The following is a 25,620-nucleotide window of genomic DNA, read 5'->3' as shown; positions in this document are numbered from 1 at the left end:
GTGCTGCGTCGCGCCGTCGCGTCTCGCGGGCGTCACGCCAGCCCGCAGACCGCCGTGTCCCAGCGGGTGGGAGTGGGGCAAATTAACACTCCCGTTACCTGTGTGACTGCTGATAAAGATGTACTCGTCTGTGGCCCCTGGGCTCGGGCTACGTCACCCCCACCTCCCCAACCGCCCCGAAGAATCGAGGACCCCCATGCGAGCACGTCATATCCTGCGAGGCGCCATCGGCGTCGGCGCCGGCCTGGCACTTGCTGTCGCCGTCGCCATCGCCCCCGCGAGCGCCGCCCCTGTGAGCACCGCCAAGCCCGCCCCTGCCGCTCCCGTCGCGCCGTCGAACAGCTGCGCGACCTTCGAGGGCCTCACCGCCACCGGACCCGGCGTGTCATACAGCGGCGTCGCGCTGCAGGCCGGCGAGTCGATCACGGCGACCGTCTCGCCGACGACGACCTACGACATCCTTCTGAGTGCGACGATCGGTCTCAACTTCTTCTTCTATGCCGCTCCCTCGGCGACCGGGCTCACCTTCACCGCTCCGGCGAGCTCGGTGTACACGCTGAGCTGGTCGCTGCAGACGAACGGCGGCACCGCTCCGGCGTTGACATGGACGTTCGACTGCTCGACGGCGAGCGGCGCAAGCGGCGGCGTGATCGCACCCGCGGATGCCGACAAGGACGGCGTTGCCGACTCGGTCGACTTCTGCAGCGGCACCGTGCTCCCCGACGCCGTCTCGCGTCCGGCCGCGGGCTCGTACTACGCCAACCGCTCCGGCCTCTTCGTCGACGGGAACCTCGCCTCGTCGGGGATCACCATCGCCGACGCCGGCGGATGCTCGGCCGCGCAGATCGCCAAGGCCGTCAACCTGAACAAGAACGTCGCGAAGGCCGGCGTGCCGCTGGCGACGCTGCAGTCCTGGGCCGCGTCGCACTGACCCGGCCTCGTAGGTCTGGCCGGGCCTGGCTGGCTGGCTGCCTGACCCTGACCTCTTGAGATCCCGGTCGTCCCCTCGTGGGGCGGCCGGGATCTCGCTTTCCCTGCCGGCCTCCCCGCATCCGCCCGCCACGAACCGAGGAACGAGCGAGGCGCCCGAAAGGCGAGGAACGAGCGAGCGGCTAGAGCGCGAGGCGCGCGCCGACGACGTCGGCCAGACGGGCGGCGGCGGCTTCGGCGGTGTCCTGATCGGATGCCTCGACCATCACGCGCACGAGAGGCTCGGTGCCGCTGGCGCGCAGCAGCACACGCCCCGTGTCGCCGAGCTCGGCCTCCACCTCGCGCACCGCCTCGAGGACGCCCTCGTCGGTGTCGGCGCGCGAGCGGTCGACGCCGCGGACGTTGACCAGCACCTGCGGATACACCGTCATGATCGATGCGAGCTCGGCGAGCGTCTTGCCCTGCCGCGCCATCTCGGCGACGAGGTGCAGGCCCGTCAGCAGACCGTCGCCGGTCGTGGCGTATTCGCTCATGATGACGTGGCCGGACTGCTCGCCGCCGAGGGCGAAGCCGCCTTCGTCCATGCGCTCGAGCACGTAGCGGTCGCCGACTCGGGTCTGTTCCAGACGGATGCCGTGATCGGCCATCGCGCGGTGGAGTCCGAGGTTGCTCATGACCGTCGCGACGAGGGTGTCGTGCGCGAGGTGCCCGCGCTCCTTCATCGACACGGCGAGGATGGCCATGATCTGGTCGCCGTCGACGATCCTTCCGGAGGCGTCGACCGCGAGGCAGCGGTCGGCGTCGCCGTCGTGGGCGATCCCGACGTCCGCGCCGACCCGCACGACATGCTCCGCCAGGAGATCGAGGTGCGTCGAACCGACGCCGTCGTTGATGTTGAGGCCGTCGGGATCGGCGCCGATGACCGTGACCCGGGCCCCCGCATCGCGGAAGGTCTCGGGCGAGACGCCGGCCGCCGCGCCGTGGGCGCAGTCGAGCACGACGTGGATGCCGTCGAGGCGATGCGGCAGCGACGCGAGCAGGTGCACGACGTAGCGGTCCTCGGCGTCGGCGAAGCGGCGGATGCGCCCGACCGCGGCGCCCGTCGGCTGAAGCTTGGGGGCGGCCATGGCGGCTTCGATGCGCTGCTCGACGATGTCGGGGAGCTTGACGCCTCCGCGCGCGAAGATCTTGATGCCGTTGTCGGGCGCCGGGTTGTGCGACGCCGAGACCATGACGCCGAAGTCGGCGTCGGTGTCGGCGATCAGGTACGCGGCAGCGGGGGTCGGCAGGACGCCGGCCTCGAGCACGTCGACGCCCGAAGACGCGAGTCCCGCGGCGACGGCGGCGGCGAGGAACTCCCCCGAGATGCGGGGGTCACGCGCGACGACGGCCGTGAGGCGCTTGCCGGCAGCGCGGCGTGCCTCGGCCGTACGGCCCTGGCCCAGGACGACGGCGGTCGCCTGGGCCAGGGTGAGAGCGAGGTCGGCGGTGAGGGGGCCGTTGGCCAGCCCCCGCACCCCGTCCGTGCCGAACAGCGGCATCGGATTGAACTCGCTTTATCGCTTCGAGTACTGAGGCGCCTTGCGCGCCTTCTTGAGACCGGCCTTCTTGCGCTCCTTGATGCGGGCGTCGCGCGAGAGGAAGCCGGCCTTCTTGAGCGTCGGGCGGTTGTTCTCGACGTCGATCTCGTTGAGCGCACGAGCGATGCCGAGACGCAGCGCGCCGGCCTGACCCGAGGGGCCACCACCCGAGATGCGCGCGATGACGTCGTACGCGTCGGTGAGGTTCAGCACCGTGAAGGGGTCGGTGACGAGCTGCTGGTGGAGCTTGTTCGGGAAGTAGTCCTCGAACGTGCGTCCGTTGATGGTGATGGTGCCGGTGCCGGGGACGAGGCGCACGCGCGCGATCGCCTCCTTGCGGCGGCCGACGGCTGCGCCGGGGACCGAGAGCACGGGGCGCTCGGCGGCGACAGCCTCCTGGTCGACCGGGGTCTCGGTCGAGTAGTTGCTGAGGTCTGCGGAATCCTGGATCTTCGCCACGAGTGTGTCCTTATTCTGGGCGGCGCTTACTGGGCGACCTGGTCGAAGGTGTACGTCTTGGGCTGCTGCGCGGCGTGCGGGTGCTCGGCACCGCGGTAGACCTTCAGCTTCGACAGCTGCTGGGCACCCAGGCTGTTCTTGGGGAGCATGCCGCGGACGGCCTTCTCGACCGCGCGGACGGGGTTCTTCTCGAGGAGCTCCGAGTAGGTGACCGACTTGAGGCCGCCCGGGTAGCCCGAGTGGCGGTAGGCCTTCTTCTGCTCGAGCTTCTGGCCCGTCAGCGCGACCTTCTCGGCGTTGACGATGATGACGAAGTCACCGGTGTCGACGTGGTTGGCGAACGTGGGCTTGTGCTTGCCGCGGAGGAGGACCGCCGCGTGCGAGGCGAGGCGGCCGAGGACGACGTCAGTCGCGTCGATGACCAGCCACTCGCGCTGGACTTCGCCAGCCTTGGGGGTGAAAGTGCGCGTCACAGTAGTGCTGCTTTCTTGATCGAACGGAGAAGTTCGTGAATCCCGCTCCGGGGTGCTTTTCCGCGCGATACGCGGCGAAAGACGCCAGTGGAGGGCTCACGTTCGTGATGACGGGTCAGCTGAGCCGACACCAAAGGGTAAGTCTACGACATCCGGATGCCTCGGCCAAACCGGCTCTTCGCGAGGCCGCTCGGCAGCCCCCCCGGGAGGGCCCCCGGCCGGCTTGGGGATGCGTTGGGGAAAACGCCCGACCGGGGACCTGCGCACAGGGTACACCGAGGCATCCGTCATCCGCGCACTTCGTGGCGGGCTTCCAGGCTCGCTCATCTAAGCTGTGGTCCGTGGGACCTGGGGATGGGGACGCCCGTGGGGGAGCGTCCGGTGACGTCCCGCCTGTGACCAGGCGGGCGAGCGGTCGCGCGCGCCAAGACGAGCTCGACGATCTCTTCGAGCCGGAGGACGATGGCGAGGCTCCCCGGCGCAAACGGCGGATCTGGCCGTGGGTGCTGCTCGTCCTCTTCCTGCTGCTGATCGCCGCGGCCGTGGCGACGGCGTTCGCCGTCAAGAACATCGCCGACCGCGCCTTCACCGTGCGCGACGAGCTGACCGCGGCGCGCAGCGTCGTGGCGACCCTCCCCGGCCTTGCCCAGGCGCGCGACACGGCGGGCCTCGAGGCGGCTGCGACGGAGCTCACGGCTCACGCGGACGCGGCTCTCGCGGCGACGGATGACCCGATCTGGACGCTCGTCGAACAGGTGCCGGTCTTCGGCGAGAACCTGTCGGCGGTGCGCAAGACGACGGCTGCGACCCACATCCTGGTGGAGGACGCGCTGCCGCCCGCTATCCAGCTCCTCGGCGTCGTCGACATCAACCAGCTGGGCCTGAAGGACGGTCGCATCGACCTCGCGGCGTTCCAGGCGGCGCTGCCGACGATCCCGGCCCTCCGCGACGCGGTCGCCAAGGCGCAGGGCGAGGTCGCCGACATCAACCGGGCGAACCTCGTGCCGCAGGTCGACGATGCGATCGGCGAGCTCGTCGACGTGCTCGATCAGGCCGCGCCCGCCCTCAACGAGGCCGAGCACATCCTTCCTGTCGCGCTGCGCGTGCTCGGACAGAACGAGCCGCGCAACTACCTCCTGATGTTCCAGAACAACGCCGAGACGCGCGCGACCGGCGGGATCCCGGCATCCCTCGCCCTTCTCCACATCGAGAACGGGGCGATCTCGCTCCCCCGCCTGAGCAACTCGACCGAGCTCGAGAATGCCGGCGCCGGCATGGATCCCGGCATGCCCGCCGAGGCGCTTGGCCTCTATGAGGGCGACACGATCCGCAGCATGCAGAACTACACGCGCACGCCGAACTTCCCGACGAGCGCCGACCTCATGACGCGGCTCTGGCAGAAGGAGATCGGCGGCCCGATCGACGGCGTCATCTCGCTCGACCCCGTCGCGCTGCAGTACCTGCTCGCCGCGACCGGCCCGGTCGAGCTCGCCGACGGCAGTCAGCTCGACTCCGGCAACGCGTCGCAGGTGCTGCTCGAGCAGGTCTACGACCGCTTCACCGATCCGATGCAGATGGACGTCTTCTTCGGGGATGCCGTGAACCGCGTCTTCTCGAAGGTCGTGTCGGGCGCCGGCACGCCGCTGGCGCTCCTCGACGCGATGAAGACCGGCGTCGACACGAAGCACGTCATGGTGTGGTTCACGCGCGAGGACGAGCAGGCGATGTCGGTCGAGTACGGCGCCTCCGGCACGTTCGAGCCCGACAACTCCCAGACCGCGCAGGTCGGGATCTTCCTCAACGACTCGGGCTACAGCAAGCTCGACTACTACCTCTCCAGCAGCATCCACGTGACCTCCGACACGTGCGCGGCCGGCGACGGCCCCGCGACGATCACGACCGCGATCACGCTGAAGTCCGACGTGCCGAGCACGGGGGTGAGCGACTACGCGCTCAACATCCGCGGGCCGAGGTTCGGGGTGCCGCGCGACACGATCGTCATGGACGTGCTCTTCTTCGGGCCCGTGGGCGGGCAGATCGCGTCGAGCGACCCGCAGAACGGCGACTTCCGCAGCCTCGTGCGCACGGGCACCGAGCAGAACCGGCCGGGCAAGACGATCACGGTCGGGGTTCCGCGCGGCGGCTCGCGCACGGTGACCTTCACCTCGACCGTCGACCGGGCTTCGCTCGGCACGCCCGGTTCTCCCGTCGCGGTGCGCACGACGCCGATGCTCAGCAGCACGCCCGTCACCTTCGAGGAGAAGGCCTGCGGCTGAGCCCGCCGTCCTGACCGGGTCCTGCCGGGCTGGTTCTGACCGGGCGCCGTCGCGGCGGGCTTGCCTCGCGCCTGCCCCGCCACAACGTCGGGGATAACCACAACGTCGGAGCGATCCGGCGGTTCGGCTCCGACGACGTGGCGATCTCCGACGCTGAGGCCCGCGGCATCCCCTCGATCCCGCCGTCTCCCCCGGCCCGCCCGCCCCGCTCGCGCGGCGCGGCGCCCCCGACCTCGACCTCGACCCCGACCCCGCTCGCGCGGCGCGGCCCGCCCGCCCCGCTCGCGCGGCGCGGCGCCCCCGACCTCGACCTCGACCCCGCGACCTCGACCCCGCGACCTCGACCTCGACCCCGACCCCGACCCCGACCCCGACCCGTGAGCCTCCATCTCCGCGCCGAGAGCGTGGGTGCGCCCCACGGTCTCGGCGTTCAGGTGGAGGCTCACGGTTTCGGGGCGCCGCGCGGGGCGGGCTCACGGTTTTGGGGCGCGGGGCTCAGGCATCCCGCTGGCCCGCCACAACGTGTGGGATAACCACAACGTCGGAGCGATCCGGCACTTCGGCTCCGACGCTGTGGCGATCTCCGACGACGTGGCGATCTCCGACACTGTGGCGATCTCCGACGACGTGGCGATCTCCGACGCTGCGGCCGACAGTGGCGGCCGACAACGGCGGCCGACAGCGGTCGCCGCGCGGCATACCCCTTGACCCGGCGATGCCCGCGGCTCCACGATGGTGCCGGGGACGAGGACGAAGCGACAGCAAGGGGGCTGCGTTGTCCGACGATGCGATTGCGGCCGGGGAACCACGACCGCCGGCGGTCTCGATCGGCGCGGGGGTGGTGCTGCTCGCGCTCGCGGTCGCGGTGCTGCTGTCGGCAGTGTTGTTCGCGGATGCCGCGGCCCGCGCCCCCGGCGGAGGCACACCCGGTCAGAGCCCCTCCGCGACGGCGAGCCCCTCCCCGACCCTGCGCGCGACGCCCGCGCCGACGCGCACGCTGCCGCCCGGCCCTACCCCCGACGCCTCGACCACGTCCGCTCAAACCCCCGCCCAGACCGCGCCCGCGTCGCCTTCGCCTGGCGTGACGGTCGGCCTCAACGGCGGAACCACGATCGTCGTGCAGCCGCCGTGTGCGGCGACCTGCCCCGTGCCGACTCCCACGCCGACGGACGGGGAGACGGATGCCGAGGCCGCCGCCGCGGCTCCGGCGTCCGTCCCGACGCCGACCCCCACCTCGGCGGTCGGCGCCTTCGGCGAAGGGTGGGACAAGTGGTTCGCCCGGGCCATCGCGCCCCTTGCGGGCGCGGCCGGGTTCGTCGCCGGCGGCGTGCTCGCCCTCTTCGTCGTCGCGCGGCTGCTGGTCGAAGTCCCCGCCATCCGCAACCGCACCTCGTCGGTCACCGATCGGCGCGTGCTCGCGGGCGCCGGCTGGACTCTCCTCGTCGGCGCACCGATCGCGCTCTGCGTCGCGGGCTACCAGATCAACGCCGGCCGGATGGCCGAGAGCATCCCACTGCTCCTCCTCCTCGCCGCGGCGGGCCTCATGGGCGCGTACGGGGTGAGCCTCTGGCTCGCCTCCGGCATGCGCGTGCAGGTCACGGTCAACACGAAAGACGACGCGACCGGGCTCACCTCCGCCGACGTCGTGTACCGCATCCGAAAGATCGCGGGCTCGGGCGGGCGCACCGTCGAGGTGCCGGCGGGGGCCGACCTCCCCTCGGTCGCGACGGCGCTCACGGCGCTCTCGAACACGGGCTGGGTGTCGGCGCTGCAGGGGATCGTGCTCTACCTCGTCGGCTTCGCGCCCTGGACTGTGACGCTCGACCAGCAGTCCGACCGAGAGGCGTCGCTCGTCATCGCGCGGCACGGACGCGCGAAGAAGTCCGAACGGATCGCGCTCGACCAGTCGCCCTACGGCTCGGTGCCGCCGATCGCCGCGCTCCTGGCCGAGCCTGAGAAGGAGCCTGAGAAGTCGCCCGAGGCCGAAGCCGCCGGAGGCTCGACGGCCGGTTCGGGAGCCGGAGGTTCGCCGGCCGGTTCGGCGCCCGGTTCGGCGGCGCCCGGTTCGCCGGCCGGTTCGACGCCCGGTTCGGCGGCGGCCGGTTCGGCGGCGGCTGGTTCGACGGCTGGTTCGGCTGCGGCCGGTTCCCCCACAGCAGCCGCCGCGAGTCCGAGCCAGGGCACCCACCCCCACTCCCACGCCTCGCGGCCTGAATACCGGCGTCGGTACGACCGAGACCGCGAGCGCCACGGCTATATCCCCCGCGGATTGCGGATCGACCGTGTACGCGACGTGCCTCCCGTCGCGGAGGAGGCCGTCAGTGAGCCGCCGCTCCCCCGCGATGTGCTCGCGGTCGTCGCGGCCGCGCACGCCGTCGCGACGTTCCGCGAGCTGCAGGCACACGACTACGACCGCGCGATGCTCGGCGCGACGGTTCCCGCGAGCATCGCACTGACCAACATCGCGACGACCTGGTACGCGAAGAACCCGCGCAGCAAGTCCGACGCGGTCGAGCTCCTGCGCACCGCGGCGAGATCCGACCCGTTCAACCGCCTCGCCCGGTGGACGCTCGACTGGGCGCTCCACCGCGACAGCACGAATGCCGGCGAGCTGCGCGACTACCTCGACCGCCTGTTCCAGCGGGTCACCGACCGCGTCGACGAGGTCGGGCTGCGCGAGGCATCCGACGATCCCGCGTTCGTCTCGCTCACCATGACCGCCGCGGCCATCACCCGCAATCTCGCGGCGCTCCGGCCACTCCCCGAGGTGCATGGGCGCGTCGTCCGCACACGCGACCACCTGCGGCAGTGGCTCGGGCTCGTGACCCCCACCGACGAGAACCGCGCGACGCGCGCCCGCGCCGCGATCGACCTGCTCGCCCTCGACGCGATCGCGGCGGGACGCACCGATCCCGCCGCCGAGAAGCGGTTCCTCGAGTCGCCTGCCGTCGCCGTCTCGCCGGGCCTGGCGTATTCGCTCGCGTGCTACCTCGTGCGCTGGGGCGGCCGCCTGTTCGCCGATTCCACGGTGACGGCTCTGCTCGAGACGGGAGTGACGGATGCCTTCCAGAAAGACTTCGCCGCACGTGACCCCGAGCTCAGCACGGCGCCCGATCGAAAGGGTTTCGCCGACCTGATGCAGGGTCCGAAAGCGAAGAAGAAGACACTTACGCATACTGGTTTGAGATGAGAAGGGCCTCATACGGTCCGGACCATGTATGCGAGGCAACTACGGTTGTTGTGGGCCCATTGAAGTGTTCCGGCACCGGTTCCCCCAGACCGGTTCGAACCCGCAGAGCTCTATCGGCTTCGATGCGGTCCAGATCCCCCTCGGCCTTCGGCAGTTCCCCCAGACTCGCCGTGTTCCGAGGGGGATCGCCTTTTCCCGGCATCCTGATCACGCATCCGTGGCCGGCATCCGTGACCCGCCAGCCGGCATCCGTGATCCGTCACTTCCGACGCACTGTTAGCGAATCGTGTCGTCGCGATACGCCGTCGTAACCGCCGCTTCATGAGAAGTCCCTAATCTCGATGGCATGAGCCATCGATCTATCAAGGCCGTGATCCCTGCCGCGGGTCTCGGTACGCGCTTCCTTCCGGCGACCAAGGCGATGCCGAAGGAAATGCTCCCGGTCGTCGACAAGCCGGCGATCCAGTACGTCGTGGAAGAGGCCGTCGCCGCGGGCATCGACGACGTCCTGGTCATCATCGGCCGCAACAAGAACGCGCTCGCCAACCACTTCGACCGTGTCACCGAACTCGAGCACACGCTCGAGCAGAAGGGCGACACCAGCAAGCTCGAGCGCGTCATGCACTCCAGCTCGCTCGCCGACATCCACTTCGTGCGCCAGGGCGACCCCAAGGGCCTGGGACACGCGGTGCTGCGCGCGAAGAAGCACGTGGGCAACGAGACGTTCGCGGTGCTGCTGGGCGACGACCTCATCGACGCGCGCGACCCGCTGCTGTCGCGCATGATCGACGTGTCGCAGGCGCAGTCGGCGACGGTCGTGGCACTCATGGAGGTGGATTCGAGCCAGATCCACCTCTACGGCTGCGCCGACGTCGTGCCGACGGGCGAGCCGGACGTCGTGCGCATCAAGGCGCTCGTCGAGAAGCCGTCGGCCGCCGAGGCGCCGAGCAACCTCGCCATCATCGGGCGATATGTGCTCAAGCCCGAGATCTTCGAGGTGCTCGAGACGACCGAGCCGGGCAAGGGCGGCGAGATCCAGCTGACCGACGCCCTGCAGGAGCTCGCGGGCGACGAGCAGATCGCGGGCCCCGTGCTCGGCGTCGTGTTCCGCGGCCGCCGCTACGACACGGGCGACCGCCTCGACTACTTGAAGTCGACCATCCAGCTCGCCCTCGACCGCGACGACCTCGGCCCCGAGCTCGCCGCATGGATCAAGGACGAGCTGACCCCGACCCTCGTCTGAACCCCCGCTTCCGGGGGTCGGCGCTCGTGCCGCCGCATCCTCCGGACCCTGGTCGTCGGGCGCTCGTGCCGCCGGTCGACCGGACCCCCAGGACCGGGAAGCGTGTCGCCTCCCGGTCGTACCCGGCGGGCAAGTCAGGTCTCGGTCGTCGAGCTGGTGTTCCCCTCTCGGCGGCCGGGGCCGGCCCGCGGCATCCGTCCCCCTCCGGCAACGGCCTGCGAAAGGCGACAGACGAGCACGGGCGCCTCAGCCCCAGACGGTGCCGGCCAGCGCGAGCAGCACGAAGGTGCCGTTGTAGACGACGTGGGTCAGCACGGCTCCCCAGACGCGGCCGGTCAGCAGCACGAGCACCGAGCACACGAGCCCGAGGAGGCCCAGCGAGATGAGCTCGTCGATCGTGAGGCTCGCGGTGAGCGCGTGCACGAGGACGAACAGCGCCGAGCTGCCGATGGCGGCGGCGATGCCCGCGGTGAGCTTGCCGAACGGGCGGCGCAGCAGCGTGTACAGGCACACGAGGATCACGGCGCGGAAGAACAGCTCCTCGAGCACCGGCGCGATGACGACGGGGCTCACGACCTCGGTGAAGAGGAATTCGGTGCCGAGCTGTCCGCCGATCGTCGGGTACGAGGGCAGTGCCCCCGAGCCGCCGGCGCCGATCTCGAGCCAGCCCTGGACGAAGCGGAGCAGGATGCCGAGAGCCAGCCCGAAGATGACGTCGGCCGGCGCGAGCCTGAGGAGGCCGATGGGTCGCGACCGGCTGAACGCCCACACGATGCCGGCGAGGAATCCCGCCCACAGCACGATGGTCGCGGCCAGTCCCGCCCAGGCGGCGGGGACGAACACCGTGATCGCTGTGCCGATGAGGATCGCCGCGCCGAGCGAGACGATCGCGACACCTAGGGTGCGCTCGCGCCACTTGGCGACGGTGCGTCCGCCCAGACGCCAGTCGCGGCGACCCTTGCGGCGGCGAGCGCCGGAGGCCGCGGCATCCGTTCCCGATTCGTCGCGGGTGTCGGTCGCATCCGTGCCGATCTCGCCCGTGTCGGCGCCGCTCGTCGCGCCCTCCGCGCCCGCGGGCACCTCGGGATCGGCGGTCGGCGGGGTCGTCACGGCGTCGGTAGAGTTGTCCGGCACGCGCCCCACGCTACCGTTCCGAAGGGATACGCCGTGTTCGAGGTTCTGACGGTCTGCACGGGCAACATCTGCAGATCGCCCCTGGCCGCCGAGCTCCTGCGCGCACGTCTCGCGCCGCTCGAGGTCGCCGTCAACAGCGCCGGCACGCGCGGGCTGTCCGAGGCGCCGATGACGTCGGAGGCTCAGCTGATCGCGGTGCAGTACGGCGTGACGGCGGATGCCGCGGCATCCCATCGCTCCCGGTACCTGCTGGAGCGGCACCTGTCGTCGCCCGATCTCATCCTCACGATGACGCGCGATCATCGCCGCCACGTGGCCGAGCTCGCGCCCTCGCGGCTGCGGTGGACGTTCACCGCGCGCGAGTTCGCCCGGCTCGCCGCGGACGTGTCGGACGACGAGATCCGCGCGGCGACCGAGAATGCTCCGGATGCCTCTGCCCGCGTGCGCGCCGCGACTCTCGTGGTGGCTTCCCGCCGTGGCATGGGGATGCCTCCGACCAACCCTGACGACGACGACGTCGTCGACCCGTACGGCCGCTCGTGGGAGACGTATGAGCGCTCCGCGGCCCAGCTCGTACCGGCGATCGACGCCGTGGTACGGGTTCTGCGGGTCGCAGCCCAGTGACACTGGTTAACACGCTGGACACGTTCGAGCGGGACTCTGGAAACGGTCCTGTGGCACGATCGAAGTCACCTCGGGGTCCCCAACCGGGATCTGCGCACCTCGATCCCGGCCTCTGAGGGAAAGGCGTCATGGAGCTCACCGACTACATCCGAATACTTCGCAAGAACTGGATTCTCATCGTCATCGCGACGCTCCTCGGAGTCGGCGCGGCGGCGGGATACTCCCTGACCCGCACGCCCATGTACGAGGCGAGCAGCACGGTCTTCGTCTCGACGCAGGCGGGCACCTCTATCGCCGAGCTGCAGCAGGGCTCGAACTTCTCGCAGTCCCGTGTGACGACGTACGCGAACCTCGTGGCGACGCCGATCGTCATGAACCCCGTGATCGCGAAGCTCAACCTCGACACGACCGTGTCGCAGCTGTCGGGCTCGGTCACGTCGTCGACGCCCCTCAATACGACGCTCATCACGATCACGGTCGAGAACGCCGATCCCGTGCTCGCGGCCGACATCGCCAACGCCCTCGCGGCGAGCCTGACGACGGCGGTCGAGTCGATCGAGACGCCCAACGGCTCCGACACGAGCCCCGTGCGCCTCACGCGGGTGAAAGACGCCCAGCCGGCGCTCACGCCGTCGAGCCCGAACGTGACGCTGAACCTCATCCTCGGCGGCCTCATCGGCCTCGCGATCGGCATCGGCGCAGCGGTGCTCCGCTCCGTGCTCGACACGCGCATCCGCAACCCGCGCGACGTCGAGCTCGTCACCGACCGCCCGCTCATCGGCGCGATCGCCTTCGACCCGCGCGCCAAGGAGCGGCCGCTCATCCTGCAGGATGACCCCCGCAGCCCCCGCGCCGAGTCGTTCCGCGCGCTTCGCACCAACCTCCAATTCCTCGACATGGGCGGGCGCGCGAGCTTCGTCATCACGTCGGCGCTGCCGAGCGAGGGCAAGTCGACCTCGACGATCAACCTCGCGATCGCCCTCGCCGACGCAGGCAAGCGCGTCGCGCTCATCGACACCGATCTGCGCAAGCCCAAGGTCGCCGAGTACCTCGGCATCGAGGGCGGCGCGGGCCTGACCGATGTGCTCATCGGCCGTACCCACGTCGAAGACGTCATGCTGCCGTGGGGTGGCCGAAGCCTGTACGTGCTCCCCGCCGGCAAGATCCCGCCGAACCCGAGCGAGCTGCTCGGCTCGGCGCAGATGCACGCGCTCCTCGAGTCGCTCGAGCGCGACTTCGACGTCGTGCTCTGCGACGCTCCCCCGCTCCTCCCCGTCACCGACGGCGCGATCCTCGCGAAGGCGACGAGCGGCGCCATCGTCATCGTCTCGGCGGGCCGCACGAGCCGTCCGCAGCTGGCCGGCGCGATCGATGCTCTGCAGACGGTCGACGCGAAGGTCGCCGGTGTCGTGCTCACGATGGTGCCGACGCGGGGTCCGGATGCCTACGTCTACGGATACGGCTATGGCTACGGGTACGGCTACGGCCACAGCTCGGGTCCGGCCTCCGGGGCGGGGTCGCGTCGAGACCGCCGGGGTGGTCGCAAGGGCTCCGTGCCGCCGCCTGCGCCGCTCGCCGGCAGCGAGGTGTCGCAGCGTCCGAAGATAGATTCCACCTCCGTCGGATAGGGGCCCCGTGCGAGGCGGCAGAAGTGCAGCGTCGTGGGTCGGAATCTCAGCGGTCGTCCTGATCGCGGCTGTCGTCGGCGCCCTCGCGCTGGCGGCGATACAGCACGCGAGGCCGGACGCAACCGTGGGTGCGGCAGCGCCCATTCCGACCTTCAGTCTTCGCCCGGAGGCGTCTGAGTCGACCGCAGGATCGGGGGTGGATTCGGCTCCCGGTGCGACCCCCGCGCCGGGCGCGACTCCGGCGGCCGGGGCGACCCCGTCGCCGACGGCGTCGGGTTCGTCGTCCGCCGCGTCGGTCGATCTCTCCACCCAGCGGTTCCTCGCGGTCGGCGGGGGCGCGTGGTGGCGGGCGACCGCGGGCGCGTGCGCGCCCACCGGCGGGTCTTCGCGCGCGGGTGCGGGCGCGGGTGCGTCCGTCGCGCCTGTCATCGAGCGGTCGACGAATGCCGGGGCCTCCTGGTCGGATGTCACTCCTCTCTATCGGGGCATCGGCCAGGTGGCCGGCCTCGATGCGCTGTCCGACGGTCAGTCCGGTGTCGTCGCCGCGGTCGGTCCGTCGTGCGCCGCGCAGTATCTGCGGACTTTCACCGAGGGCGAGTTCTGGGAGTCGTATCCCGACCTGCTCGCGCGGTCGCGCTTCGTCGATCTCGCCGACCCGCGGTCCGTCGTGCTGCCCTCGGGCACGGTCGACGCTCCCTGTTCGACGGCCCGCGGTCTTCACGCCGCGCGTCAGGTCGTCGCTCTCGTGTGCGACGGCCGGGCATTCGTCCGGACCGGTAATGCGTGGTCTCCTCTCCCCATCGACTCGGTCTCGGCTGTCGCGATCCACGGTTCGGATGTCGTGATCGCTCATGCTCCGGATGCCTCCTCCACCGCCGGCTCGAGCGCCTCGTCGGGCTCGACTTCGGGGTCGACTTCGGGCTCGACGTGCCGCGGGCTCGCGGTGTCTCGTGTCAACGTCTCCTCTCCGGATGTCGTCACCTTCCTCGGTTGCGCCGCGGTGACGGATGCCTCGGCCCCCGCCGCCGTCGCCGCCACCCCCTCCGGGGTCGTCGTGTGGTCGGGCGATCGTCTGTTCCCCGCTCGCTGATCCGTCCGCCCCGCACCTACACGTCCGCACCCACCCCGGCGCCGCCCGACCTGCCCCGGCCACCCCGCACCCACCGCGGCACTCCCCGGCACCCCCGCACCCACCCCGGGCCGCCGCACCCACCCCGGCACCTCCGACCACCCATACCCACCGCGCCACCGCACCCGGCCCCACCCGGCCCCGCCCGGGCCCGCCCGGGCCCGCCCGGCATCAGGCCGCGCGCGGCCCGATACGCCAGCCGGGAATCTCGGGCAGAGGCGGCGGGTCCCATGCCCACGACCACGGGGCCTTCGTCGCGAGCACGACCGGCCCACCACTCCCGGGCGGCGGATGAAGCACGAAGCATGCATCACCGTCGCGGGTGATCCGCCAATGATTGTTGTGCAGCAGCAGGTGATGGAAGCGGCACAGCAGCACGCCCCGACCGGTGTCGGTGCGGCCCTTGTGCTCCCACCAGTGGTCGCAGTGGTGTGCTTCGCAGTAGGAGGCGGGGACGCGGCATCCGGGCCATACACATCCGCCGTCGCGAACTGCCAGTGCAAGCTTCTGCCGGGTCGTGAAGAGCCGCTGCTCCCGCCCGACGTCGAGCGGATTGCCGCAGTCGTCGACCGTGACCTCGCGGTAGCCGTTCTCGCAGAGGGTCTTCTCGAGCAGCGATCCGGCGATGGCGTCGCCGCCGTCTTCGAGATGACCGGTCACGAGCAGCCGGCCCCACGGATCACGCGGACCGACCGCGCCCTCGCCCTTGATGACCACCACGCGAACGCCGGGCTGGCGTGCCCCGAAGACGTCGTCGGCTGTAGCGACCGCGCCCGCGCGTAAGAGGTCCATCACGAGGTCGTAGGTCAGCTGCTCGAGCGTGCGGGGATCCTGCTCGAGTTCGCTCGCCGCCGCCGCAGCCTCGGAATCGACGAACCGCGGTCCCCCACGCCTCGGACGCAGCGCTGCATAGAGGGCGGCGTCGGTCCAGGCATCCATCTCGTCTTCATAGGTGATGTGCGCGTGCCGCACTCCCTCGGAGTCGCGCCACCTCCGGAACGACCGCCCCTCGAACCGCCGCGCGAACCGCTCCTCAGCACCGGCCGGATCGAGCGTCTCGCGCATCTGGCGAGCGCGCCGCAGAAGGTCGTCGACCGTCAGCTCGGCCGCGAGGCGCGCGAGCTCTTCGCCCGCGCGCCGCCACACTTCTGCCCCTGCCGCGATGTGCTCCGCCGCCTCGCTCTCGTCCGCCGTCGACGGCGGCGCCGGCGGCTCTCCGAGCCCTCTGCGAATCGCATCGTGCTGCGCGGCATTGAGCGAACCGCGCAGCAGAGCGCCACGCAGCTGCGCGTGCCACGGCTCGGCAGCCGGCGCACCCGCATCACGCTCCCCCGCGCTGTCGCGCTGCGGCCCAAGCGTGGCATAGATGAGCGACTGCCCCACCCGCACTGCCCGCGCGGCCTCGGCACGAGTCGTGCCGCCGATGCTCTGCACGAGGTCGACGGCATTGCGATGCCCCCGCTCGGCGGCGAGCCCCGCATGCCCGTGCTCGCGCGCCGACCGTTCGGACACAACACCCGCGGCGGCAGCGACGATGCGCTCGACGCCGTGCATCACCCGCGCACCCTCGGCGACCGATGCGACGAGGTCATCGTCGCCGCACAGGCGCAGGGCGCGCACCAGGTCGTCGGCCTCGAGATCAGCCGGGAAGCGCGCGAGGAACGCGTCGATCCCGTCTCTAAGGTCGGACATGAATGCCATGCTTCATCATGGCATAGACCGCTGACATTCGAATCTATGTTCCCCTCATCTGTGGAGAACTTCGAACGAACGGATGCCGGGGAGAAGCGCCCGCCGCACGTCACCCCATCCGAAGCCACCTACGGCACCACCACCGGATCGGTCGGCGACGGCTGGGGCGCCGGCACAGTCGGCTCAGGCGCCGGCGCCGGCGCCGGAGAAGTCGGCGTCGGCGTCGGCGAGGGCGACGGAGACCCACCCGACCCACCCGAACCCCCCGACGACCGCCGCGACGAGCGAGCCCGCTCCTCCGCCTGCGTCGCCTGGCTCTCCCGCAGCGCCGCGACGGCCCGCGCATACGCGATGAGCTCCGCCGCGCCCGTTCCCCCGCTGTTCTGAGCGTCGGCGACCTGCCCCGCGGCGGCGGGCACGGCATCCTGAATCTCCTTCTCAGCCAGCGGATTCTCACTCAACAGCCCGTCAGCGGCCGCAGGCAGCGCAGCGCCGAGCGTGATGAGGGCCGCGAGAAGCGTCGTGCGCGCGCCCTCGATCTTCGCGTCGGCAGAGGTGACATCGGTGGCTGCGAGCGAGACCGCCGACGCGTGCTCGCGTGCGGTCTGCGCCGCCCGTCGCGCCTCGGCGATGTCGCGCGGAACCGCGACCGCCTTGTACGCCTCGGGCGGCTCACCGAGCGTGGGCGCGAGGGCCACCCGCAGATCCGCGAGGGCCGCGCGCGCGGCGGCGAGCTGATCGGCGGGCGCCGCCCCCTCCACCGCATCGAGCGCGGGGCTCACCTCTTCGGCGGTCTTGGTCGCGGAGTCGACGGATGCCGCGAGCTTCGCCTGCGCGTCGGCCGCGAGCTCGTCGGCGCTGGCCGCGTCGGCCTGCGCGGTCGCGAGCTGCGACTGCGCCTGCGCGAGCTCCCGCTGGTCGGCGTAGGCACGCACTCCGAGATAGGCCCCGCCCGCGACGAGCGCGATCACGAGCACGGCGACCGACGCCGACACGACAGCGCGGGCCCGCGAGCCGAAGAGGCGCGCGCCCACCCTCGCGCGGCGCGACGATGCCACCGGAATCGGCGCCGACTCCACGGAGACCGACGACTCGCCCGGCCGCTCCGCATCCGCCGCGGCCAACTCCTTGACGGGTCGGGCCGCACCGTCCGACCGCCGGGCCGCATCATCCGACGCCCGCGCCGCCACAACGCCAGAACCCGCGGCAACGCCGACCCCCGCAGCCACGCCAGCCCCCGCCGCCGCAACATGCGCTTCCCGGCCAGCCGCGGCATCCTGAACCGGCTTCGCCGTAGCCACCTCCCACCAGGCGCCCTCCGCGACAGGACGAGTCGGCACCGGCTCGGGCCGACGCGCGAACAGCGCGGCCAACGCGCTATCGTCCGTGGCCTCCGCGCCCCGCTCACGCCCGCCCGGCCCGACAGCACCCGAACCAGCCCGCGCTACACCGCCCGACCCAGCCCCGAACAGCTGCGCCAGATCCGAAGCACCGGCAGCGGCACCTGGCCCCGCGCCCGCCCCGCGCGCACGCCGCGGATCGACGCGCTGCTGCTCGTCGTTCGCTGGCTGCTCTTCGGGTTTCGACGCCATGCACCCTTCTCCGATCATCGGCAGGGCGGGGTCATTTTACACTGCGGCACCCGTGCACTCGGGCCGACTACTGGACTGTCATGTGCCGGATACGAAGAGAGTCGCCTCATTCACACGCTCGACATAATCGGCTGATAGTTTCCTGATTGGGGGAGTTCCGAGGGGGCGAAAGGGTGGTCGGTGACGTCGAACCTGCAACAGGTCGGCGCGACGACGGAGTCGCAAAGCGAATCTGAAACACACGAGAACAACGCACACGAGCACACGAGGTCATCAGTTCCGGATGCCTCGGCGCTGAGCACTGCGACGGGCACAAGTCCGATCGCTCTGCCCGCCGCACGTGACCCGTGGCGTCGACGTCTCGCGCGCGGAATCTGGATCACAGACCTCCTCGCACTGATCTGGGTCGTCTACGGCACGCAGATCCTGTGGTTCGGGCTCGGCAACGCTCAGGTCACGATGCGCGAAGACCACCGTCTCAACGACCTCTCTTATTGGATGTTCTCCGCGCTGCTCATCGCGGCGTGGATGTGGTCGCTCAGCCTCATCGATTCGCGCAACGAGCGTGTGATCGGCACCGGCCCGACGGAGTACATCCGCGTCGTCGACGTGAGCCTGCGCCTGTTCGGCGCCGTCGCGATCATCGCGTTCCTCACCCGTGTCGACGTCGCCCGCGGCTTCCTCCTCGTGAGCCTCCCCGCCGGCATCGCCGTGCTCCTCATCGAGCGCTGGCTGTGGCGGCAGTGGCTCATCTCCAAGCGCCAGCTCGGCCAATACTGTGCGCGCGTGCTGCTCGTGGGGTCAGAGGCATCCGTCGCCCAAGTCGCGCGCGAACTGCGCCGCGCACCGCATGCGGGCTATCGCGTCGTGGGAGCCTGCGTGCCGACGGGCCGCATCGCCGACACGATCGAGGGCACCGACATTCCGATCATGGGCAATGTCGACAACGTCGAGCGCGCCATGCTCGCGACCGGCGCCGACACGGTGGCCGTGACGAGCACCGACGAGCTGCCGTCCGACAAGGTCAAGCAGATCTCGTGGGGCCTCGAGGCGGGCAAGCAGCACCTGGTGCTCGCGCCGAGTATCACGGATGTCGCGGGCCCCCGCATCCACATGCGTCCGGTGTCGGGGCTGCCGCTCATTCACGTCGAGACACCGCGGTTCAGTCGCGGTCAGCGCATCGCGAAGCGCACGACCGACCTCGTCGCCTCGATCATCGGCGTCATCCTGATCAGCCCGGTGCTGCTCTTCCTCGCGATGAGCGTGCGGCTCACGAGCCAGGGGCCGGTGTTCTTCCGCCAGACCCGCATCGGCCTGGGCGGCACCGAGTTCACGATGCTCAAGTTCCGCTCGATGGTCGTGAACGCCGAAGACCTGCTCGAGCAGCTCGCGCGCGAGAAGAGGGATGCCGGCAACGAGGTGCTCTTCAAGATGAAGAACGATCCTCGGGTCACCCCCGTGGGCCGAGTGATGCGCAAGTTCAGCCTCGATGAGTTGCCCCAGCTGTTCAACGTGATCGGCGGCTCGATGTCGCTCGTGGGCCCCCGCCCGCCGCTCCCCCACGAGGTCGCGCAGTATGCCGACCACGTGCACCGGCGCTTTCTCGTGAAGCCCGGCATCACGGGCCTCTGGCAGGTGAGCGGCCGCTCGACGCTTTCATGGGAGGACAGCGTGCGACTCGACCTGTCGTATGTCGAGAACTGGTCGCTGATCGGCGACCTCGGAATTCTGGCGAAGACCGCGAAAGCGGCTCTCGTTCCCGGAGAGACGGCGCACTAAATGAGCTCCAGACCACTTCGTGTAATGCAAAGCCTCGGCGTCCAGTCGGGGCAACCAGTGCTGAATCCGTATACCAAGCTCTTCACAGACGCCATCGCCGAGCACGTGGTCGTGCTTCCGTTCTCGTGGGGCACGGCGTTGCGCGGAGAGTTCGATGTCTTTCACATCCATTGGCCCGAACACCTCATACGTGGGGCCGGAGCCAAGGGTTACGCCAAGCCGTTTCTGTTTCGGTCACTCTTGGCTCGCACACGCCGCAGGAAGATCGCCGTGGTCCGCACCGTGCACAATCTGACCCCGCACGAGCAGGGCTCCTCGCGGGAGCGGCGGCTGATGCAGAAGCTCGAGGATTCGACGACGGTCTGGATTGCGATGAATTCGGCGACGCCCACGCCAGATCAAAGCCGAACGGTCCGAATTCTCCACGGGCACTATCGAGACTGGTATCCGTCGATCGACGTGGTGCCCGAGGTTGGTCGTATCCTCTACTTCGGCGGCATCCGGGACTACAAAGGCGTCGATCAGCTGATCAAAGCTTTTACAGGAATGCGCGGCGACTTCGCTCTCGCCATCGCTGGCAAGGTGAGCCAGCCGCGGATCCAGTCGGAAATCGAATCGCTGGCAGCGTCCGACCCGCGGATTCAACCGGATCTCCGCTTTCTCAGCGATGCAGAGTTGGCCACAGCGATAGCGACAAGCGAAGTTGTTGTCCTGCCGTACAACAACCTGCACAACTCGGGCTCTGCCCTCCTTGCTTTGTCGATGAATCGGCCCGTCATAGTTCCGTCTACACCAACTACCGAGGAGTTGCGGCAAGAGTTCGGGCACGCCTGGGTGCACACATATGAAGGCAACCTGACGAGCACAATTCTCGGGGACCAGCTGGCTCGCGTGCGTGAGACCGTCCGGGACGATCATGTTGATATGTCGCGCCGGGAGTGGGCCTCCATCGCGAAAGAGACCTTGGGCGCGTACGAAGTTGCAATCGCCGTGGCGCGCGCAACGGGCGGCTCGCGCGCCGTCGCCGAGTCCCCGTCCCCCACGGGGGCGATGTGACAGCGTCACGAGAGCAGGAGGCGCCGGTGGCACCCCCCGCCCGTGGCCTGTCGGGCGCAGCTGCTCGCGGCGGGTTGATCACGTTCGGGGGGCAGATCACCCGGTTTGCGTTGCAGATCGTTTCGACAGCGGTGCTCGCACGACTCCTGGACCCCAGCGACTTCGGCATATACGCGATGGTGGTGTCGATCGTCGGGGTTGCGATGGTGGTGGGCGACTTCGGCCTCTCCATGGCGGCGATTCAGGCAGAGGAGATCACACCTCGCCAGCGAACGAACTTGTTCTGGACAAGCGCGCTTCTGGGAATCGCACTCATGCTCGTGGTGTATTTCTCAGCCCCGTTGATCGCTGCATTCTACGACCGCCCAGAGCTCGTACCTGTGACGCACGTAGTCGCTGTCACCTTCTTGTTCTACTCCTTGACAGCGCAGTTCCGCGCCGAAGTCTCACGGAAGCTCCGGTTTGGGTGGCTCGCCGCATCGGACGTCCTAAGCGCGACGCTCGGCGTGGCTACGGGCATTGCTATTGCCGCACTCGGCGGTGGCTACTGGGCCCTGGTCGGTCAACAGGTAGCTGCGGCCGCGACAACACTCCTGATTCTCATCATCGGAGCGCGCTGGCTGCCCGGACTGCCACGTCGCAAGAGCGGAATGCGTGCACTCTACCAGTTCGGGGCCAACACGCTCGGCGTTCAGTTATTCAACTACCTGAGCGCAAATGCGGACAGCGTGCTTATCGGCCGCGTTTGGGGCCCAGACGCTCTGGGTCTCTACGACCGCGCATATCAGCTGTTCCGCCTCCCACTCCAGCAGATCGGGGCACCTCTCACTCGGGTCGCTGTGCCGATTCTTTCGCGTCTGCAGAACGACCCCCGCTACGAGGCATACGTACTCCGAGCACAACTCGTCCTCTCATACACATTCGCCGGCCTCTTCTTCGTCCTAGCGGCCGTAGCGAGTCCGCTCATTGACATTCTTCTCGGACCGGGGTGGGACGGCGCTAAGCCGATATTTGTGATCCTCGCCATCGGCGGCATCTTCCAGGGCATTGGATACGTCTACTACTGGGTCTTCCTCTCTCGAGCGCTGACGGGCATCCAGCTCAAATGGACCATCATTGGCCGCTCATTCATGGTCGCGGCCATGGCGATAGGCGTGGCCTGGGGAGCAATCGGGGTTGCTATCGGTGGGACGATCGGGTTGGCCGTGAACTGGGCTTTGCTGACCGTCTTTCCAATGGCGCGGAGCAGAGTCAGCAGGCGCTCACTTGTGCTCATCGCATGTCGGCCCGTCGTACTCCTCTTACCCATGACGTTGACGGCACTGGTCGCATCTTGGACTGTCCTCCGCGGCCAAAACCAATGGGTGCAGCTCGCCCTACTGTTCGCATTCATCGCGCTCTACGGGGCAGCCCTGTTTCTTCTCCCTCCTGTCAGGCGCGACGCGCGATCCATCGGCGACGTGCTGCGTCGCATTCGTCGATAGCAGAACCTGACGTTCTAGAACGGAGACTTCGTGCCAGTGCAGGTCATTCATTACAATCCCCGTCGCCGCAGGCCCGGGCTCCTCGGCCGGGTACTCCCACGGGTCAGCTTGTCGAACTTCGGCGACATGATCGGACCGCTGCTCGTCGCGCGCATTAGAGATGAGCGAGCACTATCTGAGCCGTCTGCCCATCGCCGGCTTCTGACGGTTGGATCAATTCTGCACTTGGCCGAACCAGGCGACACGGTCTGGGGAAGTGGTGTAAACGGCAAGGTCAACGATCCTCTACGCGTGTCTCAACTGGATGTCCGATCCGTTCGCGGTCCGCTGACGCAGGAAGCGCTCACATCAAAGGGAATACCTGCACCGAGCGTCTTCGGCGATCCCGCCTTGTTATGGAGCCGATTCTGGCCGCGATCGTCCTACACGGCGGGCATGCCAGAGGAGCAGTTCAACGACGTCACCGTCATCCCGAATTTTCACGACTTTGAAGGAACGAAAACGTCTCACAATCTGGTGAATCCATTGGCTGATCCGCATGCAGTCATCGAGCAAATCGCGCGCAGTCGATTGGTGTGCGGGTCATCGCTACATGCCATCATCCTGGCGGACTCGCTCGGGGTCCCAGCGCGCTTGATCAGATCTGCGCACGAAGCGGAGTTCAAGTATCGAGATCACTATGCGGGAACGGGGCGGCCGGAGTTTCAGACAGCTGCCAGCGTCGACGAGGCCATCGAAATGGGCGGCGAAAACGCACCCCAATTCGATGCCGAGGAGCTCATTTCCGCATTCCCGGCCGATCTATGGAAGCAGACAGGCGTCGACAGATCCTAGAAGGCCGTACGCCGGCGCCGACTGGCAAGTCGAGGCGATTCGCCCGGCGCTTCCGCCAGCTCACCTACTGCGGCCGGGAGACTCGCCGCAACGCGCCGCGCTCCAAAACCGCCTGCAAGAACGAGGAGCGGCCAGAAGCTCACACGTTCGGCGAGTCCGGGGTTGAGTAGCCCGAAGCCGAGCAACGCAAGAATATACACGATGCCATACGGCGCCGCTGAGTCGCGCCTGTTGCGCCAGATCGCCACTCCCGGCACCAGGAGGAATGTGTAGTAGCACAAGGCGAAAACGATCCCCCCAATCGTCAGAACCTGCAACGGAACCGCGACGCCAATCTCGGCATCGAATCCCCCACCGACGAGAGGCTGCTCCGCAAATATCTGGAGAGCCGTCGCGTTGTATTGGACTCGACCTACGTCGCTCAGAGCCCCGCTCTCGGCAGTCAAGCGGGTTCCGGCGAGAGCGGGGAGCACGTAGAGATACGCAAGCACACCGGCAACAATCACGAAAGGCGCAACGAAGACGCGGGCGCGTCCTCGTCGAAGAGCGATGAGGATAGATAGCGCTAGCCCTGGAAAGGCTACGATCAAACCCGCTCGAGAATCTGCGAGGAATAGCGCGTTGACAGTCACCGCAATGGCGGCGATCCAACCAACGCGGCCGGCCCAGGTCGCTGAACGCGTTAAGAGCATCACCATTATGGGGAGCGCTATTGTCAGCGCTAGCGCCAGCGAGTTCGGATGGAACGCGAGGCCCGACGCTCTCCAGTCGCCAGCCGGCTGATCGATCCATCCATCCACGACCAGGAAGCCTCCGTCTATGAGCGCCGCCGCTGAAGCATTAATTGCAACCCCAGCAGCCCACCATCGCAAGGCGTACCAAACGTGTCCCTGTAGCCGGTTCGACTCTGACCAGATCAAAATCGCGAGGAGCGTCGTGCTGAACAAGAGTCGCGGCAACATCGTCGCGCCGCCGGATACAGGCTCAGAGCGAACGATGACATCAACGGCTGTGATGATGACAACACCCAGCAGAGGTGCAAGCATCCAGGACTGGACCATCATCGTGCGGCGCCCAGACAGCCAGCCCAGCATCGAGAACACTGCGGCGATGGCTAGGAAGACGTCCGTGACGTTGAGGGTGCCGAAGTTCGCGCCGGTCCAGGATGACGAAACCGCTGCGAGTGCGAGCGCGATTGCGGTCGGACCCACTCGGCGGCCGCTGGCAGCCGAGTGGGCACGTCTAGCTTCAGTTACGTATGGCCGCACCCGCGAAACTCTAACGTAACGTCGTGTCGGTAGGGTTTCGACTATGTCTCCTGACCGATACGAAGAGTTCGCGGCTACTCGCTATTGGCCACAGCTAGACGGGCTCCGGGTGGTCAGCATCGCACTTGTGCTGGTGGCTCACATGGGCGACACCTGGGTTCCACGCTTCCACGGCGCGCTCGGCGTCGTCGTCTTCTTCGTGATTAGCGGATTCCTCATCACGTCCCTGCTGATCCGAGAGGAAGCTCGAAGGGGATCTATATCTCTCACAGGCTTCTATATCCGCAGATTCTTTCGCATCGTTCCGATGTACGCACTTGCGCTAGCCGTCGCGTCGATACTGGTGCTCCAGTTCGGGTTCGGCGAGCCCGCCTCCTCCTACTTGCGCAGGTTGCCGTACCTCGCGACTTTCAACGGTGATCTGACTGTTGTCGGCACGTTCGTTCACAGCTGGTCGATCGGGGTAGAGGAGAAGTACTACATCGTGTGGCCGCTCGTCGGGTTCGCGATTTTGCCGCTTGCACGGCGTCGCCTCTGGATCGCGGGCGCGCTGCTGCTTGTGTGTTCAGTGCTGGCGTTCACCCCAGGCCTCAGCTACTTCGGGTCGTACACGGGCATCTTAGCGGGGTGCGTGTTGGCGATTCTGATGCATGATCCGCGCACCTACCCCGCGATTCGTCGAATGGCCGGGACTATCCCGGGCATCGCGTTCACGCTGTTAGCGGTCGCGATGTTCTTGATCGACGTTTATCTGCCGTGGAACTCGATTTCGGGCAACGCCCACGTACCCTTCGCATACGCAGTCGCGCTCGCGTTCCCTTTTATCGTTATCGGGTCGGGCCGGCTCCGATCGAGCCTCGCCTGGAAGCCTCTCGCATTCGTAGGCACTCGTACGTACGGCATCTATCTTTTCCATGTTTTCTGCATCGATGTGGTCAATCGCGTGTGGCCGGACGGCGAGTCCAATCCGCTCATGGGTGCGCTCAGGCTTGGCGTTGCGTGCACGCTCACCTACCTAGTCGCAGAGATCCTCTACCGGGTGTACGAGCAGCCGCTCATTCGCGTCGGACGGCGACTCACCGGTAGCAGCCGCCCAGAGCGCTCGATCCCTGCAGAACCGACAGGAGGCAGGCCTGTTGTTGATCCAGCTCATTGGCCGGAGTCCACTCGCCCGCCCGCGGAGGGTCGCCCGATTCCGGATCCGAGCTGATTCGAGCTCGCAAACGACAGACACAAGGCGTCCAGCCAT

At 68.6% G+C, this 25,620-nt stretch carries 20 protein-coding genes; 13 read left to right on the top strand and 7 right to left on the bottom strand.

Features of this window, described 5'->3' with window-relative positions:
* The first annotated feature begins 196 nt into the window (after nucleotides 1-196).
* On the top strand, nucleotides 197-931 hold the full coding sequence (locus tag ACSBPH_RS13180; RefSeq protein ID WP_442574779.1) for a hypothetical protein: 735 nt from the start codon (nucleotides 197-199) through the stop codon (nucleotides 929-931).
* 181 nt (nucleotides 932-1,112) lie between these two features.
* On the opposite strand, the gene glmM is transcribed toward ACSBPH_RS13180, so the two are convergent.
* From glmM to rplM, 3 genes are read right to left on the bottom strand one after another with little or no spacing between them, the layout of a single operon-like run.
* Nucleotides 1,113-2,471, bottom strand: coding sequence for a phosphoglucosamine mutase (gene glmM, locus ACSBPH_RS13175; protein ID WP_442574778.1), 1,359 nt, complete (start codon nucleotides 2,469-2,471; stop codon nucleotides 1,113-1,115).
* Between the two features lie 15 nt (nucleotides 2,472-2,486).
* A complete protein-coding gene (gene rpsI / locus ACSBPH_RS13170; RefSeq protein WP_442574777.1) occupies nucleotides 2,487-2,969 on the bottom strand; it encodes a 30S ribosomal protein S9 in 483 nt (160 codons plus the stop codon).
* 26 nt (nucleotides 2,970-2,995) lie between these two features.
* Nucleotides 2,996-3,442 (bottom strand): 50S ribosomal protein L13, encoded by a 447-nt coding sequence (gene rplM / locus ACSBPH_RS13165; RefSeq protein ID WP_442574776.1) that lies wholly within the window; start codon nucleotides 3,440-3,442, stop codon nucleotides 2,996-2,998.
* Between the two features lie 395 nt (nucleotides 3,443-3,837).
* Here rplM and ACSBPH_RS13160 point away from each other — a divergent pair, with 395 nt between their 5' ends.
* From ACSBPH_RS13160 to galU, 4 genes are all read left to right on the top strand, one after another.
* Entirely contained in the window at nucleotides 3,838-5,718 is a 1,881-nt protein-coding gene (locus ACSBPH_RS13160) for a DUF4012 domain-containing protein (RefSeq protein ID WP_442574775.1), read from the top strand.
* 573 nt (nucleotides 5,719-6,291) lie between these two features.
* Nucleotides 6,292-6,426, top strand: a complete 135-nt coding sequence (locus tag ACSBPH_RS13155; RefSeq protein WP_442574774.1) for a hypothetical protein — start codon at nucleotides 6,292-6,294, stop codon at nucleotides 6,424-6,426.
* A gap of 67 nt (nucleotides 6,427-6,493) precedes the next feature.
* Nucleotides 6,494-8,908 (top strand): hypothetical protein, encoded by a 2,415-nt coding sequence (locus ACSBPH_RS13150; RefSeq protein ID WP_442574773.1) that lies wholly within the window; start codon nucleotides 6,494-6,496, stop codon nucleotides 8,906-8,908.
* 346 nt (nucleotides 8,909-9,254) lie between these two features.
* Nucleotides 9,255-10,151: a UTP--glucose-1-phosphate uridylyltransferase GalU gene (gene galU / locus ACSBPH_RS13145; RefSeq protein WP_442574772.1), complete on the top strand. Its 897-nt coding sequence runs from the start codon at nucleotides 9,255-9,257 to the stop codon at nucleotides 10,149-10,151.
* Nucleotides 10,152-10,397: 246 nt separating this feature from the next.
* On the opposite strand, the gene ACSBPH_RS13140 is transcribed toward galU, so the two are convergent.
* Nucleotides 10,398-11,285, bottom strand: a complete 888-nt coding sequence (locus tag ACSBPH_RS13140; RefSeq protein WP_442574771.1) for a CPBP family intramembrane glutamic endopeptidase — start codon at nucleotides 11,283-11,285, stop codon at nucleotides 10,398-10,400.
* A gap of 33 nt (nucleotides 11,286-11,318) precedes the next feature.
* Between ACSBPH_RS13140 and ACSBPH_RS13135 the strand changes: the two genes are divergently transcribed.
* From ACSBPH_RS13135 to ACSBPH_RS13125, 3 genes are all read left to right on the top strand, one after another.
* Complete coding sequence (locus tag ACSBPH_RS13135; RefSeq protein WP_442574770.1) at nucleotides 11,319-11,909, top strand: arsenate reductase/protein-tyrosine-phosphatase family protein; 591 nt, start codon at nucleotides 11,319-11,321, stop codon at nucleotides 11,907-11,909.
* Nucleotides 11,910-12,037: 128 nt separating this feature from the next.
* Nucleotides 12,038-13,537 carry a polysaccharide biosynthesis tyrosine autokinase gene (locus ACSBPH_RS13130; protein WP_442574769.1) on the top strand — a complete coding sequence of 500 codons (1,500 nt, stop codon included), beginning with the start codon at nucleotides 12,038-12,040 and terminating at the stop codon, nucleotides 13,535-13,537.
* A 196-nt stretch (nucleotides 13,538-13,733) separates the two neighbouring features.
* The gene (locus ACSBPH_RS13125) at nucleotides 13,734-14,627 is read left to right on the top strand and encodes a hypothetical protein (RefSeq protein WP_442574768.1); all 894 of its coding nucleotides are present in this window, start codon (nucleotides 13,734-13,736) and stop codon (nucleotides 14,625-14,627) included.
* A gap of 210 nt (nucleotides 14,628-14,837) precedes the next feature.
* Here ACSBPH_RS13125 and ACSBPH_RS13120 read toward each other — a convergent pair whose 3' ends face one another.
* Nucleotides 14,838-16,367 (bottom strand): HNH endonuclease signature motif containing protein, encoded by a 1,530-nt coding sequence (locus ACSBPH_RS13120; protein ID WP_442574767.1) that lies wholly within the window; start codon nucleotides 16,365-16,367, stop codon nucleotides 14,838-14,840.
* A gap of 119 nt (nucleotides 16,368-16,486) precedes the next feature.
* On the bottom strand, nucleotides 16,487-17,416 hold the full coding sequence (locus ACSBPH_RS13115; protein ID WP_442574766.1) for a hypothetical protein: 930 nt from the start codon (nucleotides 17,414-17,416) through the stop codon (nucleotides 16,487-16,489).
* A gap of 714 nt (nucleotides 17,417-18,130) precedes the next feature.
* Here ACSBPH_RS13115 and ACSBPH_RS13110 point away from each other — a divergent pair.
* From ACSBPH_RS13110 to ACSBPH_RS13095, 4 genes are read left to right on the top strand one after another with little or no spacing between them, the layout of a single operon-like run.
* A complete protein-coding gene (locus ACSBPH_RS13110) occupies nucleotides 18,131-19,729 on the top strand; it encodes a sugar transferase (RefSeq protein WP_442574765.1) in 1,599 nt (532 codons plus the stop codon).
* Nucleotides 19,730-19,753: 24 nt separating this feature from the next.
* On the top strand, nucleotides 19,754-20,785 hold the full coding sequence (locus tag ACSBPH_RS13105) for a glycosyltransferase (RefSeq protein WP_442574764.1): 1,032 nt from the start codon (nucleotides 19,754-19,756) through the stop codon (nucleotides 20,783-20,785).
* Between the two features lie 26 nt (nucleotides 20,786-20,811).
* A complete protein-coding gene (locus ACSBPH_RS13100) occupies nucleotides 20,812-22,269 on the top strand; it encodes a lipopolysaccharide biosynthesis protein (RefSeq protein WP_442574763.1) in 1,458 nt (485 codons plus the stop codon).
* A 30-nt stretch (nucleotides 22,270-22,299) separates the two neighbouring features.
* Nucleotides 22,300-23,103 carry a polysaccharide pyruvyl transferase family protein gene (locus tag ACSBPH_RS13095; RefSeq protein WP_442574762.1) on the top strand — a complete coding sequence of 268 codons (804 nt, stop codon included), beginning with the start codon at nucleotides 22,300-22,302 and terminating at the stop codon, nucleotides 23,101-23,103.
* Here the strand turns inward: ACSBPH_RS13095 and ACSBPH_RS13090 are convergent.
* Complete coding sequence (locus ACSBPH_RS13090; RefSeq protein ID WP_442574761.1) at nucleotides 23,100-24,314, bottom strand: O-antigen ligase family protein; 1,215 nt, start codon at nucleotides 24,312-24,314, stop codon at nucleotides 23,100-23,102. The two genes, ACSBPH_RS13095 and ACSBPH_RS13090, sit on opposite strands and share 4 nt — an antisense overlap.
* A 100-nt stretch (nucleotides 24,315-24,414) precedes the next feature.
* Between ACSBPH_RS13090 and ACSBPH_RS13085 the strand changes: the two genes are divergently transcribed.
* The gene (locus tag ACSBPH_RS13085; RefSeq protein ID WP_442574760.1) at nucleotides 24,415-25,581 is read left to right on the top strand and encodes an acyltransferase family protein; all 1,167 of its coding nucleotides are present in this window, start codon (nucleotides 24,415-24,417) and stop codon (nucleotides 25,579-25,581) included.
* Nucleotides 25,582-25,620 lie beyond the last annotated feature (39 nt).

The sequence above is a fragment of the Microbacterium sp. F51-2R genome (assembly GCF_052180235.1).
Taxonomy (GTDB): Bacteria; Actinomycetota; Actinomycetes; order Actinomycetales; family Microbacteriaceae; genus Microbacterium.
The sequence above is the reverse complement of the archived record's forward strand: the minus strand, read 5'-3'. Positions and strand labels throughout refer to the sequence as shown.

Excerpts from the sequence above, each read along its gene's own strand:
- ACSBPH_RS13120 (WP_442574767.1), bottom strand. The coding sequence starts at position 16,367 with ATGGCATTCATGTCCGACCTTAGAGACGGGATCGACGCGTTCCTCGCG.
- ACSBPH_RS13085 (WP_442574760.1), top strand. The coding sequence starts at position 24,415 with ATGTCTCCTGACCGATACGAAGAGTTCGCGGCTACTCGCTATTGGCCA.
- glmM (WP_442574778.1), bottom strand. The coding sequence starts at position 2,471 with ATGCCGCTGTTCGGCACGGACGGGGTGCGGGGGCTGGCCAACGGCCCC.
- ACSBPH_RS13105 (WP_442574764.1), top strand. The coding sequence starts at position 19,754 with ATGCAAAGCCTCGGCGTCCAGTCGGGGCAACCAGTGCTGAATCCGTAT.
- galU (WP_442574772.1), top strand. The coding sequence starts at position 9,255 with ATGAGCCATCGATCTATCAAGGCCGTGATCCCTGCCGCGGGTCTCGGT.
- ACSBPH_RS13180 (WP_442574779.1), top strand. The coding sequence starts at position 197 with ATGCGAGCACGTCATATCCTGCGAGGCGCCATCGGCGTCGGCGCCGGC.
- ACSBPH_RS13130 (WP_442574769.1), top strand. The coding sequence starts at position 12,038 with ATGGAGCTCACCGACTACATCCGAATACTTCGCAAGAACTGGATTCTC.